Origin of the sequence: Oryzobacter faecalis (assembly GCF_046764005.1) — a bacterium.
In the GTDB taxonomy this organism is placed as follows: domain Bacteria; phylum Actinomycetota; class Actinomycetes; order Actinomycetales; family Dermatophilaceae; genus Oryzobacter; species Oryzobacter faecalis.
Genome location: NZ_JBKOFW010000001.1, coordinates 266,916 through 280,244, shown reverse-complemented (window position 1 = coordinate 280,244; position 13,329 = coordinate 266,916). Strand labels below are relative to the sequence as shown.

13 protein-coding genes are annotated in these 13,329 nt (G+C 74.9%); 1 reads left to right on the top strand and 12 read right to left on the bottom strand.

The genetic code is table 11. The annotated features are described in order from the left end of the window. Positions 1–142: 142 nt before the first annotated feature. Together ACK8HX_RS01340 and ACK8HX_RS01335 are read right to left on the bottom strand one after the other, a co-directional pair. Positions 143–445, bottom strand: coding sequence for a chorismate mutase (locus ACK8HX_RS01340; protein WP_411938842.1), 303 nt, complete (start codon positions 443–445; stop codon positions 143–145). Positions 446–542: 97 nt separating this feature from the next. Beyond that, the gene (locus ACK8HX_RS01335; protein ID WP_411938841.1) at positions 543–854 is read right to left on the bottom strand and encodes an acylphosphatase; all 312 of its coding nucleotides are present in this window, start codon (positions 852–854) and stop codon (positions 543–545) included. Positions 855–1,036: 182 nt separating this feature from the next. Here ACK8HX_RS01335 and ACK8HX_RS01330 point away from each other — a divergent pair, with 182 nt between their 5' ends. Next, a complete protein-coding gene (locus ACK8HX_RS01330) occupies positions 1,037–2,977 on the top strand; it encodes an acyltransferase family protein (RefSeq protein ID WP_411938840.1) in 1,941 nt (646 codons plus the stop codon). A 37-nt stretch (positions 2,978–3,014) separates the two neighbouring features. Here the strand turns inward: ACK8HX_RS01330 and ACK8HX_RS01325 are convergent, their stop codons facing one another. The 10 genes from ACK8HX_RS01325 to ACK8HX_RS01280 all read right to left on the bottom strand — a co-directional run bounded on the left by ACK8HX_RS01325 (position 3,015) and on the right by ACK8HX_RS01280 (position 13,321). Then, a complete protein-coding gene (locus tag ACK8HX_RS01325; RefSeq protein ID WP_411938839.1) occupies positions 3,015–4,610 on the bottom strand; it encodes an alpha-amylase family glycosyl hydrolase in 1,596 nt (531 codons plus the stop codon). 28 nt (positions 4,611–4,638) lie between these two features. Next, positions 4,639–5,499: a bifunctional DNA-formamidopyrimidine glycosylase/DNA-(apurinic or apyrimidinic site) lyase gene (gene mutM, locus ACK8HX_RS01320; protein WP_411938838.1), complete on the bottom strand. Its 861-nt coding sequence runs from the start codon at positions 5,497–5,499 to the stop codon at positions 4,639–4,641. A 24-nt stretch (positions 5,500–5,523) separates the two neighbouring features. After that, complete coding sequence (gene rnc, locus ACK8HX_RS01315; protein ID WP_411938837.1) at positions 5,524–6,348, bottom strand: ribonuclease III; 825 nt, start codon at positions 6,346–6,348, stop codon at positions 5,524–5,526. Positions 6,349–6,358: 10 nt separating this feature from the next. Then, a complete protein-coding gene (gene rpmF, locus ACK8HX_RS01310; RefSeq protein WP_411938836.1) occupies positions 6,359–6,553 on the bottom strand; it encodes a 50S ribosomal protein L32 in 195 nt (64 codons plus the stop codon). Between the two features lies 1 nt (position 6,554). Beyond that, positions 6,555–7,133: a YceD family protein gene (locus ACK8HX_RS01305; protein ID WP_411938835.1), complete on the bottom strand. Its 579-nt coding sequence runs from the start codon at positions 7,131–7,133 to the stop codon at positions 6,555–6,557. 81 nt (positions 7,134–7,214) lie between these two features. Continuing rightward, the gene (locus ACK8HX_RS01300; RefSeq protein WP_411938834.1) at positions 7,215–9,344 is read right to left on the bottom strand and encodes an acyltransferase family protein; all 2,130 of its coding nucleotides are present in this window, start codon (positions 9,342–9,344) and stop codon (positions 7,215–7,217) included. Further along, on the bottom strand, positions 9,331–9,834 hold the full coding sequence (gene coaD, locus ACK8HX_RS01295) for a pantetheine-phosphate adenylyltransferase (RefSeq protein WP_411938833.1): 504 nt from the start codon (positions 9,832–9,834) through the stop codon (positions 9,331–9,333). Before coaD ends, ACK8HX_RS01300 begins: the two co-directional genes overlap by 14 nt. 28 nt (positions 9,835–9,862) lie before the next feature. After that, positions 9,863–10,495: a hemerythrin domain-containing protein gene (locus ACK8HX_RS01290; protein WP_411938832.1), complete on the bottom strand. Its 633-nt coding sequence runs from the start codon at positions 10,493–10,495 to the stop codon at positions 9,863–9,865. Between the two features lie 73 nt (positions 10,496–10,568). Next, complete coding sequence (gene rsmD / locus ACK8HX_RS01285) at positions 10,569–11,156, bottom strand: 16S rRNA (guanine(966)-N(2))-methyltransferase RsmD (RefSeq protein ID WP_411938831.1); 588 nt, start codon at positions 11,154–11,156, stop codon at positions 10,569–10,571. Continuing rightward, positions 11,156–13,321, bottom strand: a complete 2,166-nt coding sequence (locus tag ACK8HX_RS01280; protein ID WP_411938830.1) for an ATP-dependent DNA helicase RecG — start codon at positions 13,319–13,321, stop codon at positions 11,156–11,158. The genes rsmD and ACK8HX_RS01280 overlap by 1 nt, the downstream gene beginning before the upstream one ends. Between the last annotated feature and the right edge of the window lie 8 nt (positions 13,322–13,329).

Genomic DNA, 13,329 nt, shown 5'->3' with positions numbered 1-13,329 from the left:
AGCTCTCGTGTCGGGCCCTGGTCCCCCCGGGGTGGCCGGGTCGGGGTGGACTCTACCGGCGGGGGCGCGCTCACCCGGGACGAGACCGGTGCCCGGTGTTGCCTGTGACGCGTGTGGTTCCTGGGGCCCGTGGTACCGGCGGTCAGGGCTGTGGTGCGTCGGCGCCGGCGATGTGCTCGTGGTGCCGGATGACCTCGGCGATGATGAACGCGAGGAACGCCTCGGCGAACTGGGGGTCGAGGCCGGCCTCGTCGGCGAGCGCGCGCAGCCGGGCGACCTGCTGCTCCTCACGGTCGAGGTCCGCCGGCGGCAGCCCCGCCGAGGCCTTGAGCTCACCGACGGCCTGGGTGCACTTGAAGCGTTCCGCGAGCAGGTGGACGAGCGCCGCGTCGATGTTGTCGATGCTCGAGCGCAGGCGGGCCAGCTCGGGAGGGAGGTCGCTCACCCGGCCATCGTAGGAACCGGCGCCCCACCGGGCGCCCGGCCGTCCACGACCCGGATCCTCCCCGTCCCAGCCTTCCCGCCTGATCCGTGAACGTCGGTCAGCGCTCGAGGAAGCCGCGCTCGCCGCGGGGCTCGGACCACGCCGGGGTCGAGGCGGCGGTGACGTGGCCGGGCCGCCGGGCGCTCGACGGGCTCTCGGTGAGCAGGTCGACGAGCCGGCGGAGCGCGTCCTCCGGGCCCTCGGCGACGACCTCGACCCGGCCGTCGGCCGTGTTGCGGGCGAAGCCGGACAGCCCCAGCTCGAGGGCGCGGGCCCGGGTCCACCACCGGAACCCGACCCCCTGGACGTTCCCCCGCACGAACACCGCCACCCGCCGGACCCCTCCGCCGACATCGCTCCCGTCCGTCATGGTGTCGATCCTAGGAACCCGGGCGGGTCCGCCGGCGCGCCGGTGTGCTGGCACCTTCGCACTGCTGACGTCGGGCGCAGCAGTGCGAAGCCGCTGGGACGGGACCGGCTCGTGGCCGTCATCACCCGTCCCACCAGCGTGGCTCCGTCACAGTGACACCACCGGCCACTACCGTCGCTGCCATGAGCACGACGGAGGCTCAGGGGACCCGCCCATCCCCCCGCCCCCTGCCGTCGGCCCCGCCCGACGGGGATCCCGCTCGCCCCCGTGCCCGCACGAGCCGCCTGCCGGGGCTCGACGGCCTGCGCGCCCTCGCCATCGCCGCGGTCCTCGTCTTCCACCTGGACGCCTCGTGGCTGCCGGGCGGCTTCCTCGGCGTCGACGTGTTCTTCGTCGTCAGCGGCTTCCTCATCACCACCCTGCTGCTGCGCGAGCGCGCCACGACGGGCTCGATCGACCTGCGCGGCTTCTGGACCCGCCGCGCCCGCCGGCTCCTGCCCGCGCTGCTCCTCCTCGTCCCGTCCGCGGTGCTGCTCGCCCGGGTCAGCGAGGGCGACCTCCTCGTCGGCGTCGGCCGACAGGTGCTCGGGGCGCTGACCTTCACCTCGAACTGGCTCGAGGTCTCGGCCGGGTCCGACTACTTCGAGGCCACCACGCCGCAGCTGCTGATGAACCTCTGGTCCCTCGCGGTGGAGGAGCAGTTCTACCTCCTGTGGCCCCTGGCCCTCCTCGTGCTGCTGAGGACGTCGCGCCGCGCCGTCGTGCTGGCCGCGACGGCCGCCGGGCTGGGCCTGACCTCCGCGCTCCTCATGGCACTGCGCCTCGACCCCGACGCCCCGACCCGCGTGTACTTCGGCACCGACACCCACCTCGTCGGCCTGATGCTCGGTGCCGCGCTCGCCTTCGCCTGGGCCGCACCGCACCGGGCGTGGACGACGACGCCGCACTGGGAGCGGCACCGCCGCACGGTCGCCGTCGCCGCCCTCGCGGTCCTCGCGGCGCTCCTCGCCACCGCGTCCGAGACCTCGCCGTGGACCTTCCGCGGCGGCATCCTCCTCGCGTCGGTCGCGACGACCGCGCTCGTGCTCGTCGTCGTCGAGCGCCCCGGCCGGCTGCGGGCCCTCCTCGAGCTGCCACTCGCGCGGTGGGTCGGTGCCCGCAGCTACGGGATCTACCTGTGGCACTGGCCGGTCGTCCTCGTCGTCGCGCAGGACCTGCCGGAGGCGCGCGGCAGCACCGCCTACGTCCTCACCCGGCTCTGGGCGCTCGTGGTGACCGTCGCCGCCGCCGACCTGTCGTACCGCCTCGTCGAGCTACCCGTCCGCCGCCGCGGCTTCCGTGGCGCGGCGCGAGAGGCGCTGCGCCGGCTGCGGGGGCTGGGAACCCGCACCGCCCGGGTCGTCTGGGGCGTCGTCGCCGTCGCGACCGTGGCCACCGTCGTCGTCCTGCTCACCGCGCCGGACCGGTCCTCGACCGAGGAGCTCATCACCGCCAACGAGGCCGCTCTCGCCGGCCAGGACCCCGCACCCGCGCCGGCCCCGAGGGCACCGGGCGCGGACGCGGCCACAGCGGCACCCGCGGCTCCCGCCCAGGACTGGTCGATGCCCGAGGGCCGCGAGGTCGACGTCCTCGGCGACTCGATGGTCGTCGGCGCGAGCCACGCGCTGCGCTACTACCTGCCGAAGGTGCGGATGGACGCGAAGTCCAACCGCCGCTGGTCGGCAGCCCCCGGACTGGTCGAGGCCCGGGGCGGCTCCCTGCGCCGGGCGGTCGTCCTCGGCTTCGGGACGAACGCCGGCACCGATGCGCAGGCCGTGCGCCGGGCCCTCGACGCCATCGGGCCGGAGCGGATGGTCGTCCTCGTGACCCTGCACGGCCCGTTCAGCCGGATCGAGTCCGACAACGCGGCCCTGCGCGACCTCGCGGCCGGGCGCCCCAACGTCGTCCTCGCCGACTGGCACGCCGCCCTCGCCGGCACGAACGGCCAGCTCCAGCCCGACGGCATCCACCCCAGCCTCGAGGGCTCGCACCTGTACGCCAAGACGGTGCGCGCGGCCCTCGCCGAGCTCTCCGAGCGCCGCACCGGCAGGCCCGTGACGCTGCGGGCCCTGCCCCTGCCCTGACGCAGCCCGTCGTCACACGCCTGGCTGGGGACGGCGCTCAGCGGCTCCGCTCGACGACGGCGAACCCGAAGCCGTCGGCCTGCGCGCGGCCGTCGCCGACGCGCACGCCCTCGACCTCGACCGAAGCGGCGTCCTCCCAGCCCGGTGGCAGGTCGACCGTGGCCGGCTCTCGCCGTGGGTTGACGACGACGAGGTGGGTGCCTCCGCGCACGTAGGCGAACGGGTAGTCCTCGGTGAGCAGCTCGAGGCTGCCCTCGGGGCCGAGCGCGGGGGTCGCGTGGCGCAGCGCGACGAGCCGCCGCACGAGGTGGAGCAGCGACCCCTCGTCGGCCCGCTGGGTCTGGACGTCGGGCCGGTCCTCGGCCGGGTCGAGCGGGAGGTAGAGCTCCTCCTCGGGAGCCGTGGAGAACCCGGCCCCGACGCCCGGCGCCCACTGCATCGGCGTGCGCGACCCGGTGCGGTTGTTGCTCGGCGACAGGATGCTGCCCTCCTTGTCGGGCAGCCCCTCGACGTAGCGCATCCCGATCTCGTCGCCGTAGTAGATCGTCGGCAGCGCGGGCCAGGTGAGGAGGAAGGCGTACGCCGCGCGGGCCTGCGCCGCGGTCCGGGGACCGGTGACGAGGCGGGCGTAGTCGTGGTTCGCGGTCGGCAGGGCGACGTGCCCCCCGCCCGCGGCCTCGATCGCCTCGGTCGCGCGCCGCCACTCGCGCAGGAAGAGGTCGAGCCCGCCGCTGCCCTCGGGGTCGAAGAAGAACCGACCCGTCTCGGACCAGTTCGTGTCGTGCGTGCCGACACCGGTGTGCCACAGCGACCTCAGGCCGGGGTTGCTGAACTGGAGGAAGAAGTCGGCGTGGAAGCCGGCGGGCACGGAGACGGCGGGGTCGCCCCACTCGGAGAGCAGCGCGCAGTCGGGGTAGGTCGTGTCGATCCACCGGCGCATCTCGCCCCAGAGCCGGCCGGTCTCGACCAGGCCCGGGTCGTCCTTGACGAGCGAGCCGGCCATGTCTACCCGGAACCCGCTGACCCCGAGGTCGAACCAGTGGCCCATGACGTCCTTGAGCGCCTGTCGGTTCGCGCGCGGCCCGGGGGCGTCGACCGGGTCGCGCCACGGCTGCGTCGGGTCCTGTCGCGCGTAGCCGAAGTTCAGCGCCGGCTGGCAGGGGTAGAAGTTGAGCAGGTAGTACCCGCCCCGCTTCCCGGGCACGGGGCACCAGATGCCGGCCGGGCTGCCGACGCGCTCGTTCCAGACGTACCGGCCGTCGCCCGGGTCGGCCGCCCACTGACGGAACCACGGGTGCTGGTCGCTCGTGTGCCCGGCGACGAGGTCGAGCAGGACCCGGATCCCCCGGCTGCGGGCCGCCTCGACGACGGCGACGAGGTCCTCGTTCGTCCCGTACCGCGGCGCCACCGACAGGTAGTCGCTGACGTCGTAGCCGGCGTCGGCGAACGGGGAGGCGAACAGGGGGCTGAACCACACGGCGTCGACCCCGAGCCACGCCAGGTGGTCGAGCCGCTCGAGCGCCCCCGCGAGGTCACCGATGCCGTCGCCGTCGCCGTCGGCGAAGGTCTGCGGGTAGATCTGGTACAGGACGGAGGACGCGAGCCAGGCCGGCTCGGGACGCGTGCTGGGCATCGGCCAACCCTAGCCAGTGGGCGTGCGGTCAGGTCGGGCGGAGGCCCCGCGGGCGCGGCTGGCAGCGCGGGCACGAGAACGACGAGCGGTTCATGAACTGCTCGCGGCGGATCGGCGTCCCGCACCGCGCACACGGGCGCCCGGCCTGCCCGTAGGCGTGCAGCGACCGGTCGAAGTAGCCCGATGCGCCGTTGACGTTGACGTACAGGGCGTCGAAGCTCGTCCCGCCCTGGCCGAGGGCCTCGGCCATCACCGCGGTCGCGTGGTCGAGGACGGCGCCGATCCGCGGTTTCGTCAGCGCGCTCGAGACCCGCTCGCCGTGGACCTCCGCCCGCCACAGCGCCTCGTCGGCGTAGATGTTGCCGATCCCCGACACGACCCCCTGGTCGAGCAGGACCCGCTTGACCGCGCTGTCCTTGGCCTTGATCCGGCGGATGACGGCGGCCCGGTCGTACCCGGGGTCGAAGGGGTCCGGGGCGATGTTCGCGATGGCCGTCGGGACCCCGGTGTCGTCGAGGTCGGAGAGGGCCAGGCCGCCGAAGGTCCGCTGGTCGACGAAGCGCAGCTCGGGTCCGCCGTCGGCGAACCGGAACCGCGCGTGGAGGTGCTTCTCGTCGGGGGCGCCGGCGTCCTCGACGAGCAGCTGCCCGCTCATCCCGAGGTGGAGCAGGAGCCCGAGGCGGTCCCCGAGGTCGAGCCAGAGGTACTTCCCGCGGCGGCGCACGGCCGCGACGTGTCGCCCCGCCAGCCGGGCGGCGAGGTCCTGCGGACCGGGCAGGTGGCGGCGGGCCACCCGTGCGCCCCGCAGCTCGACCGAGGTGATGTCGCGGCCGAGGACGTGGCCCTCGAGGCCGCGGCGGACGACCTCGACCTCGGGCAGCTCAGGCACGCGGGGTCTCAGCCACGGGAGGCGTCAGGCACGAGGCGGACGGGGCCCGTCCGGGTCGACGTCGTCGGCGTCGCCCTCGGGTGCGGGCTCCTCCTCGGGGCCGGCGATGGGCCCCTCGTGGCGGTCTCGGATCGTCGTCCAGGCCAGCGCGGCGGCCTCCTGCTCGGCGACCTTCTTCGTGCGGCCCGCGCCGCGGCCCAGCACGTCGCCGGCGACGGTGACCGTGGCCTCGAACCACTTCGCGTGCTCGGGCCCGTCCTCGTCGACGGCGTACTCGGGGGCGCCGAGCCCGTGCCGGGAGGTGATCTCCTGCAGGCTCGTCTTCCAGTCCAGGCCGGCGCCGAGCGTGGCCGACTGGGCGAGCAGCGGGTCGACGAGGTGGTGGACGAGCTCGGTGGCGGCGTCGATGCCGCACGAGCTGTAGACGGCGCCGATGACGGCCTCGACCGTGTCGGCGAGGATCGAGTCCTTGTCGCGACCGCCCGTCGACTCCTCGCCCCGGCCGAGGTAGACGAAGTCACCGAGCCCGAGGGTGCGCCCGACGTCGGCGAGGGCCCGCATGTTGACCACGGCAGCCCGCAGCTTGGCGAGCTGGCCCTCGGTCGTGTCGGGGTGGGCGTCGTAGAGCGTCGTGGTGACGACGAGCCCCAGGACGGAGTCGCCGAGGAACTCGAGCCGCTCGTTGTGCGGCAGGCCACCCGCCTCGTACGCGTACGAGCGGTGCGTCAGGGCACGCTGGAGCACCGACGCGTCGACGGACGCGCCGGTGACCCCGACGAGGTGCTCGAGGAGCTCGTCGACCGGGCGCAGTGGGACGAGCGTGCCCGGCGAGGCCGACCCCTTCCCCATGGGGATGGGCTCAGCCCTGGTGCTCGGAGCGCTCGGCGGCGCCGTACTGGCGCCCCTTGTAGGTGCCGCAGGACGGGCACGCCTGGTGCGGCTGGGTCGGCGCCTTGCACTGGGGGCAGGTCGTCGTGGCGACGACCGTCGCCTTCCAGTTGGCGCGGCGCGAGCGGGTGTTGGAGCGCGACATCTTCCGCTTCGGAACGGCCACGTCAGGTCCTCTTCTCTGTCGTCGTGGGTGGCTGCTCGGACAGGGCCGAGAGCGCCGCCCACCGGGGGTCGATCTGGTCGTGCTGGTGCTGCGGGTCCTCCGCGAGCGGCAGGCCGCACTCGGAGCACAGCCCGGGGCAGTCGGGCCGGCACACCGGCTGGAACGGCAGTGCGGGCACCACCGTGTCACGAAGCACCGGTTCGAGGTCGATGTAGCCGTCCTCGACCTGGCGCTCCTGGTCGGCGTCGTCGTCCCCCACCTCGCGGTGGTGGTCGTGGCGGTCGGCGTGAACGAACAGCTCCTGGAAGAACCCGTCGACCTCTTCGGTGACGGGGTCCAGGCACCGCACGCAGGCGCCGGTCGCCGTGCCGCGGACCGAACCGGTGACGAGCACGCCCTCGACGACGGACTCCAGGCGCAGCTCGAGGTGGAGGCTCTCGCCCTCCTCGACGCGCATGACATCCGTACCGAAGTCGCTCGGCGTCCCGACGTCCCGCGTCAGCTCGTGCATCGTCCCGGGTCGCCGGCCCACGAGCTTGGTGTCGAGCACCATCGGGGACCGGGGGTCGAGTCGAGTCATGGCCTTGGAGAGTCGTCGGAGTGGTTCGTGCCGCGCCACACGGACGCAGACCGAGGGTCAAGGTTACCGGTCGGGGCCACTTCACCCAAACCGGCGCAGCAGCGCGTCCACACCGTCCCCGACCTGCGGCGCGAGGGTGCGCGCGTAGGTCGCCGTCACGTGGTCGCCCGCGCGGTGGACGGCGACGTGGCCGATGACGACGGGGCACCGCTCGGTGGGGCAGACCCAGGCGGTGAGGTCCAGCAGCCCCACCCCCGGGGATGCGGCGGCCCGCACGGCGTCGCGCTGGACGGCCAGGCCGCTCCCCCGCACGGCCTCGGCCCGGTCGAAGGAGCACTGCGTCAGCTCCCGGGGACGGCGCGCGGCGCAGACGTCCAGGTCGTCGGGGGAGAGCGGGCTGTCACCGACGACGAGGACCGGCACGCCCTCGTCGGCGAGCGCCCGCCATCGGGACGCGTACCCGTCGACGAGCAGGGCCCGGGCGGTGCGGTTCCCGGCCCAGGCGGAGGCGGCCACGCCCGAGGTCACGACGACGTCGGGCGGGTCGGCGCGCAGGGACTCGGCGACGGCGGTGTTCCATGCGTCGCACTCGGGGTAGGCGCCGCCGGCCCGTGCGGCCGGGGCGCCGGAGAAGGCGCACGACGACTTGCCGTACGTGACGACCCGCCACCCCCGCGCGGCCGCGGCCTCCTCGAGGGCGGGCAGCCACTGCATCGCCTTCGAGTCACCGACGAGGGCGACCGTCGTCGCCCCTGGCGGGTCGCCGAACTCGCAGGCGACCGGCTCGGTGACCGCGACCTCGACCTGGCACCGGTCGACGTCGGCCGCCGGCCGGTCGGTGCCCGAGACGAGGGGGTCGGGCGTCACCCACCCCGGGTCGTCCACCGGCACGTACGGCCGGCCCGCGCCCAGCGTCCCGGCGCCCAGCTGGGCGAGCGGCGGCACCGAGCCCGCGGGCGGCGTCGTCGTGAACGGTGACCTCAGCGGCAGGAGCGGGAGGGCGACGAGCACCCCGGTGAGCGAGAGGGCCAGCCCGGCGGCGAGGAGGGCGCGGGGCCGCTCGCGCAGCCACGGCCCGTGGTGGACGGGGTTCTCGACGAACCGCCACGACAGCCAGGCCGGGAGGACGGACGCTGCGGCGAGGAGGACCGTGCCCCACGCGGGGAGGGTCGTGCCCGCCCACCCGGCCGTCCACTCCCCGAGGACGAGGACCGGCCAGTGCCAGAGGTAGATCGAGTACGACAGCCCGCCGACCCACACCATCGGCGCCGACCCGAGGACCCGGACCGGGCCGTTCGCCGGCGCGTGCCAGCCGACCCACAGCAGGAGGGCGGTGGGCACGGTGGGTAGCAGGGCCCACGCACCCGGCCAGTCGACGTCCCTGGGGAGGGCGACGGCGACGGCCACGAGGACGGCGAGGGCCGCCCATCCGGTCGGGGCCGCCCAGCGGGCCGCGGCGGCGGGACGCTCCCGCCCGGCGAGGGCCACGGCGAGCAGCGCCCCGATGCCGAGCTCCCACACCCGCGTCGTCGTCGTGAAGAACGCGGGCGCCGGGTCGGTGTGCGAGGCCCACACCGACCACGCGAACGAACCCGCGACGAGCGCACCCAGAGCGCAGAGCACCGCCCGCCGCCCCGGGCGCCGCACGACGAGGGCGAGGACGATGAGCAGCAGCGGCCAGACGACGTAGAACTGCTCCTCGACGGCCAGCGACCAGAAGTGCTGCACCGGGGAGGGGACGACGTCCGAGGCGAGGTAGTCGACCTCCCGCCCGGCGAGGACCCAGTTGACGACGTACCCCGCCGCCGCCATGACGTCGACGGCGATGTCGCGCCGCCGCAGCCCCGGCACGACGAAGAACGCGACGAGCGAGGTGACCGCGAGGACGAGGACGGCCGCGGGCAGCAGGCGCCGGATCCGTCGCCCGACGAACCGCAGCCACGAGATCCGGCCCGTCGACCACAGCTCGGTGACGAGCAGCCCGGTGATGAGATAGCCGGAGATGACGAAGAAGACGTCGACGCCGACGAAGCCGGCATGGAGCGGGAGCCCCGCGTGGTACGCGAGGACGGTGAGGATCGCGACGGCGCGCAGCCCCTCGACGTCGGGGCGGAACCCGGCGCCACGGGTCACCCGGGGGCGCTCGGCGGCGGGCGCGGCGCCCGGCTCCCCCCGGCCGGCGTCGGCCCGCTGGGCCTCAGCCGTCGGCACGCAGCCGGGCGACGAGGGCGTCGCGGACCTCGTCGGGCACGAGGCCGGTGACGTCCCCGCCGTAGCGCACGACCTCCTTGACGAGCGAGCTCGACACGTGCTCGAACTCGGCCGCCCCGGGGAGGAAGAGCGTCTCGACCCCGGTGAGGTGCCGGTTCATCAGCGCCATCGGCAGCTCGTAGGCGAAGTCCGTGGCGCCGCGCAGCCCCTTGACGACGACGTCGGCGCCGACCTCGCGGCAGACGTCGACGAGCAGGCGCCCGGAGAACGCCTCGACCCGCGCGTTGCGCACCCCGGCCGCCGCGAGGCCGCGCTCGACGAAGGCCACCCGCTCGGCGACGCTGAACGTCCCGGCCTTCGCGGGGTTGTGCAGGACCGTGACGACCACCTCGTCGTGGAGGGCGGCCGCCCGGGCGACGACGTCGAGGTGCCCGTTCGTCACGGGGTCGTAGGAGCCGGGGCAGACGGCCCGGCGCGGGCGGGAGGTCACGGGCACCACCGTACCCACGCGGCCACCCTCAGCCTGCCGCGTCCTCCTTGGCGGCCTCCTCGACCGCCTCGGCCTCCTCCTTGGCCTTCTCCTTGATCTCGTCGGCCTCCTCGCGGGCCTCCTCCGGAGCGAGGGTGCCCTCGGCGACGGCCTCGTCGACGAGCGCCCGGACCTGCTCCTCGCTGGCGCAGCCCTGCTCGAGCAGCTGGTTGCGGCGGGTCAGCCACTCGACGGCCAGGGCCTCGCGGCGGTCGATGGAGACGTCCTCGCGGGCGGGGTTGATGATCGTCTGCTCCTCCTCGTTCGCGTGGTGGTTGACCACGGTCGCGAGCTCCTCGAGCGCGTCGTCGTACTTCTGGGTGTCGGTGCCCCTCACCTCGAGGAACGCGAGGAGCGCCTCGTTGATCTCGGCGTGCTCCTCCTCGCCGTGCTCCTTCTCGTGCTCGTCGATGGCGCGAGCCTGCTTCAGCTGCGGGTAGACCAGCTCCTCCTCGGCGACCGCGTGGGCGACGAGGACCTCGGCGAGGGCCCGGCGGGCGGCCTCGCGGTCGGTGTCGGTGCGTCGGGCGAGGCGGAGCAGGTCCTCGAACAGCGCATGGTCCTCGAGGATGCGCTCGAGGACGTCGCCGCTCACGGGTCGGGGGATCTGGATCTCGGTCATGGCCCAACCCTGTCAGACGCTCGAGGGCTCGCGGCCCACGACGTCCCCCGTCCACCCTGCTCAGCCCGCTTGGTCAGCTGCCCGAGCGGCTCTCCGTCTCGTGGCGGGTCGCGAGCCAGACCGTGGTCTCGCCGTACTTGCGGGGCTTGCCGATGCGCTCGATGCCGTCGGGCCAGGCGGGTTCGGGGCTGCGGGTCGAGCGCTCGACGACGAGCACCCCGCCCGGGGCGAGCCAGGCCGCGGCGAGCCGCTCGAGGACGGCCGCCAGGGCGTCCTCCCCCACGTCGTAGGGCGGGTCGACGAGGACGAGGTCGGCGGCCTCGCCCTCGGCCGGCGCACCCGCGAGGGCGGCGGCGACGGTGGAGCGGACGACCCGGGCTCCCGGCAGCCCGAGGTCGGTGACGTTGCGGGCGATGACGTCCGCGGCCCGCCGGTCGCACTCGACGAGCACCACGGACGCGGCCCCGCGCGAGGCGGCCTCGAGGCCCAGGGCGCCGGATCCGGCGTACAGGTCGAGCACCCGGGCACCCCGGACGGCGTCGCGGGCGTCGAGGGCGGAGAAGAGGGCCTCGCGGACCCGGTCGCTCGTCGGACGCGTGCCCGGTCCCGGCGGCGTGCGCAGCGTCCTCCCCCCGGCCACGCCGGCGATGACCCGCGTCATCAGCCGCGCTCCAGCCAGGCGGCCTGCTCGGCGTCGACCCGGGCACGCACCGCGGCGGCGAGCAGCGGCTGCCCGTCGAGGCCGGGGTCGGCTGCGACGAGCGCGAAGGCGTCCTCGCGGGCGGCCTCGATGACGTCCTCGTGCTCGAGGACGTGGAGGAACTCGAGCTGCGTGCGACGGCCCGACTGGGCGGCGCCGAGGATGTCACCCTCGCGGCGCTGCGAGAGGTCGAGGCGCGCGAGCTCGAAGCCGTCGGTCGTCGCGGCCACGGCGTTCAGCCGGGTCATGGCGGCCTCGGCGTCGGTGCCCGTGACGAGGAGGCACAGCCCCGGGAAGCCGCCGCGGCCCACGCGCCCGCGCAGCTGGTGCAGCTGCGAGACACCGAACCGGTCGGCGTCCATGACGACCATGACGCTCGCGTTCGGGACGTCGACGCCGACCTCGATGACGGTCGTCGCCACGAGCACCTGCGTCTCGCCACGCTGGAACCGGCCCATGACGGCGTCCTTCTCGTCGGCGGGCATCCGGCCGTGGAGCACCTCGACGGTGAGCCCCGCGAGCGCCGGCTCCGCCAGGAGCGCCTCGTGCAGCGCGAGCACACCGTGCATGGGGCGCTGCGGTGCGGCGGCTGCGTCACCGTCGGCGTCGGTCTCGACGCGCAGGTCGGCGCCGTCGTCGCCGCCGTCGTCGCCGATGCGCGGGCACACGACGTAGGCCTGCCGCCCTCCGCGGACCTCCTCGCCGACCCGCGCCCACGTGCGCTCCATCCAGCCCGGCCGGTCCTCGGGCACGACGTGGGTGGCGATGGGCGCCCGGCCGGCCGGCAGCTCGCGCAGCGTCGACGTCTCGAGGTCGCCGAACACCGTCATCGCCACCGTGCGCGGGATGGGCGTGGCGGTCATGACGAGGACGTGCGGCGGCAGCTTCCCCTTGCCGCGCAACGCATCCCGCTGCTCGACGCCGAACCGGTGCTGCTCGTCGACGACGACCAGGGCGAGGTCGAGGAAGTCGACGTGCTCCTCGAGGAGGGCGTGGGTGCCGACGACGATGCCGGCGTCACCGACCGCGATGTCGAGCAGCGCCCGGCGCCGCTCGGCCGTCGACTGGCTGCCCGTGAGGAGGGCGACCCGGGTCGCGGAGTCGGCGCCACCGAGCATCCCGCCCTCGGCGAGGTCGCCGAGCATCCGGGTGATCGTGCGGTGGTGCTGCGCGGCGAGGACCTCGGTGGGCGCGAGCAGCGCCGCCTGCCCGCCCGAGTCGACCGCCGTGAGCATCGCCCGCAGCGCGACGACGGTCTTGCCCGAGCCGACCTCGCCCTGCAGCAGCCGGTGCATGGGGACCTCGCGCGCCATCTCCTCGGCGATCGTCGAGCCGACCTCGCGCTGCCCGGCGGTGAGCTCGAACGGGAGGCGCGCGTCGAACGCCTCGAGCAGGCCGCCGGCGCGTCCGGGGCGCGCGGTCGTCACCTGTCCCTCGGCGGCCCGGCGCCGCTGGGCGAGGGTCACCTGGAGGACGAACGCCTCCTCGTAGCGCAGCCGCCGACGCGCCTCCTCGACCTCGGGCCAGGAGTCGGGGGTGTGGATGCCGCGCAGCGCGTCCATCCGCGACATCAGCCGCCGGCGCTCGCGGACGGAGGCCGGGAGGGCGTCGGGGACGTCGTCGAGGACGTCGAGGACGCGCCGCACGCTCTCGGTGACCGTCCACGTGTGGAGCGACCCGACCGCTCGGTAGATGGGGATGAGGGCCTTGCGGTCGCCGGCGTCGAAGTCGTCGAGCATCGTGTAGCCGGGGTGGGTCAGCTGGAGGCGGCGGTTGTAGACGCCGACGGTGCCCGCGAAGATGCCGCGGGCGCCGGGGACGAGGGCCTTCTCGTGGCCCCAGGCCTTGAAGAAGGTGACGTCGAGGTCGTGCGTCCCGTCGGTGATGACGACGTTGAGCATCGTCCCCTTGCGTGCCTTCATCGGCCGGGTCGACGCCGACTTCACCTCGGCCACCCCGACGAGGTACTCCCCCGGGGTCACCGCGCCGAGGTCGCTCTCGCGGGTGCGGTACCGCCGCGGCCAGAACGCGAGGAGGTCACCGACGGTGTGGATGTCGCGCGCGGTCGCGAACTTCTTCGCCGCCGTGGCGATGATCGGGCTGAGCTTGCTGGACTCGGTCGCCACGTCGCGGC

Bases quoted from the DNA above. Each gene is read 5' to 3' on its own strand.
- ACK8HX_RS01335 (WP_411938841.1), bottom strand. From the start codon at position 854: ATGACGGACGGGAGCGATGTCGGCGGAGGGGTCCGGCGGGTGGCGGTG.
- ACK8HX_RS01330 (WP_411938840.1), top strand. From the start codon at position 1,037: ATGAGCACGACGGAGGCTCAGGGGACCCGCCCATCCCCCCGCCCCCTG.
- ACK8HX_RS01325 (WP_411938839.1), bottom strand. From the start codon at position 4,610: ATGCCCAGCACGCGTCCCGAGCCGGCCTGGCTCGCGTCCTCCGTCCTG.
- rnc (WP_411938837.1), bottom strand. From the start codon at position 6,348: ATGGGGAAGGGGTCGGCCTCGCCGGGCACGCTCGTCCCACTGCGCCCG.
- ACK8HX_RS01305 (WP_411938835.1), bottom strand. From the start codon at position 7,133: ATGACTCGACTCGACCCCCGGTCCCCGATGGTGCTCGACACCAAGCTC.
- ACK8HX_RS01290 (WP_411938832.1), bottom strand. From the start codon at position 10,495: ATGACCGAGATCCAGATCCCCCGACCCGTGAGCGGCGACGTCCTCGAG.
- rsmD (WP_411938831.1), bottom strand. From the start codon at position 11,156: ATGACGCGGGTCATCGCCGGCGTGGCCGGGGGGAGGACGCTGCGCACG.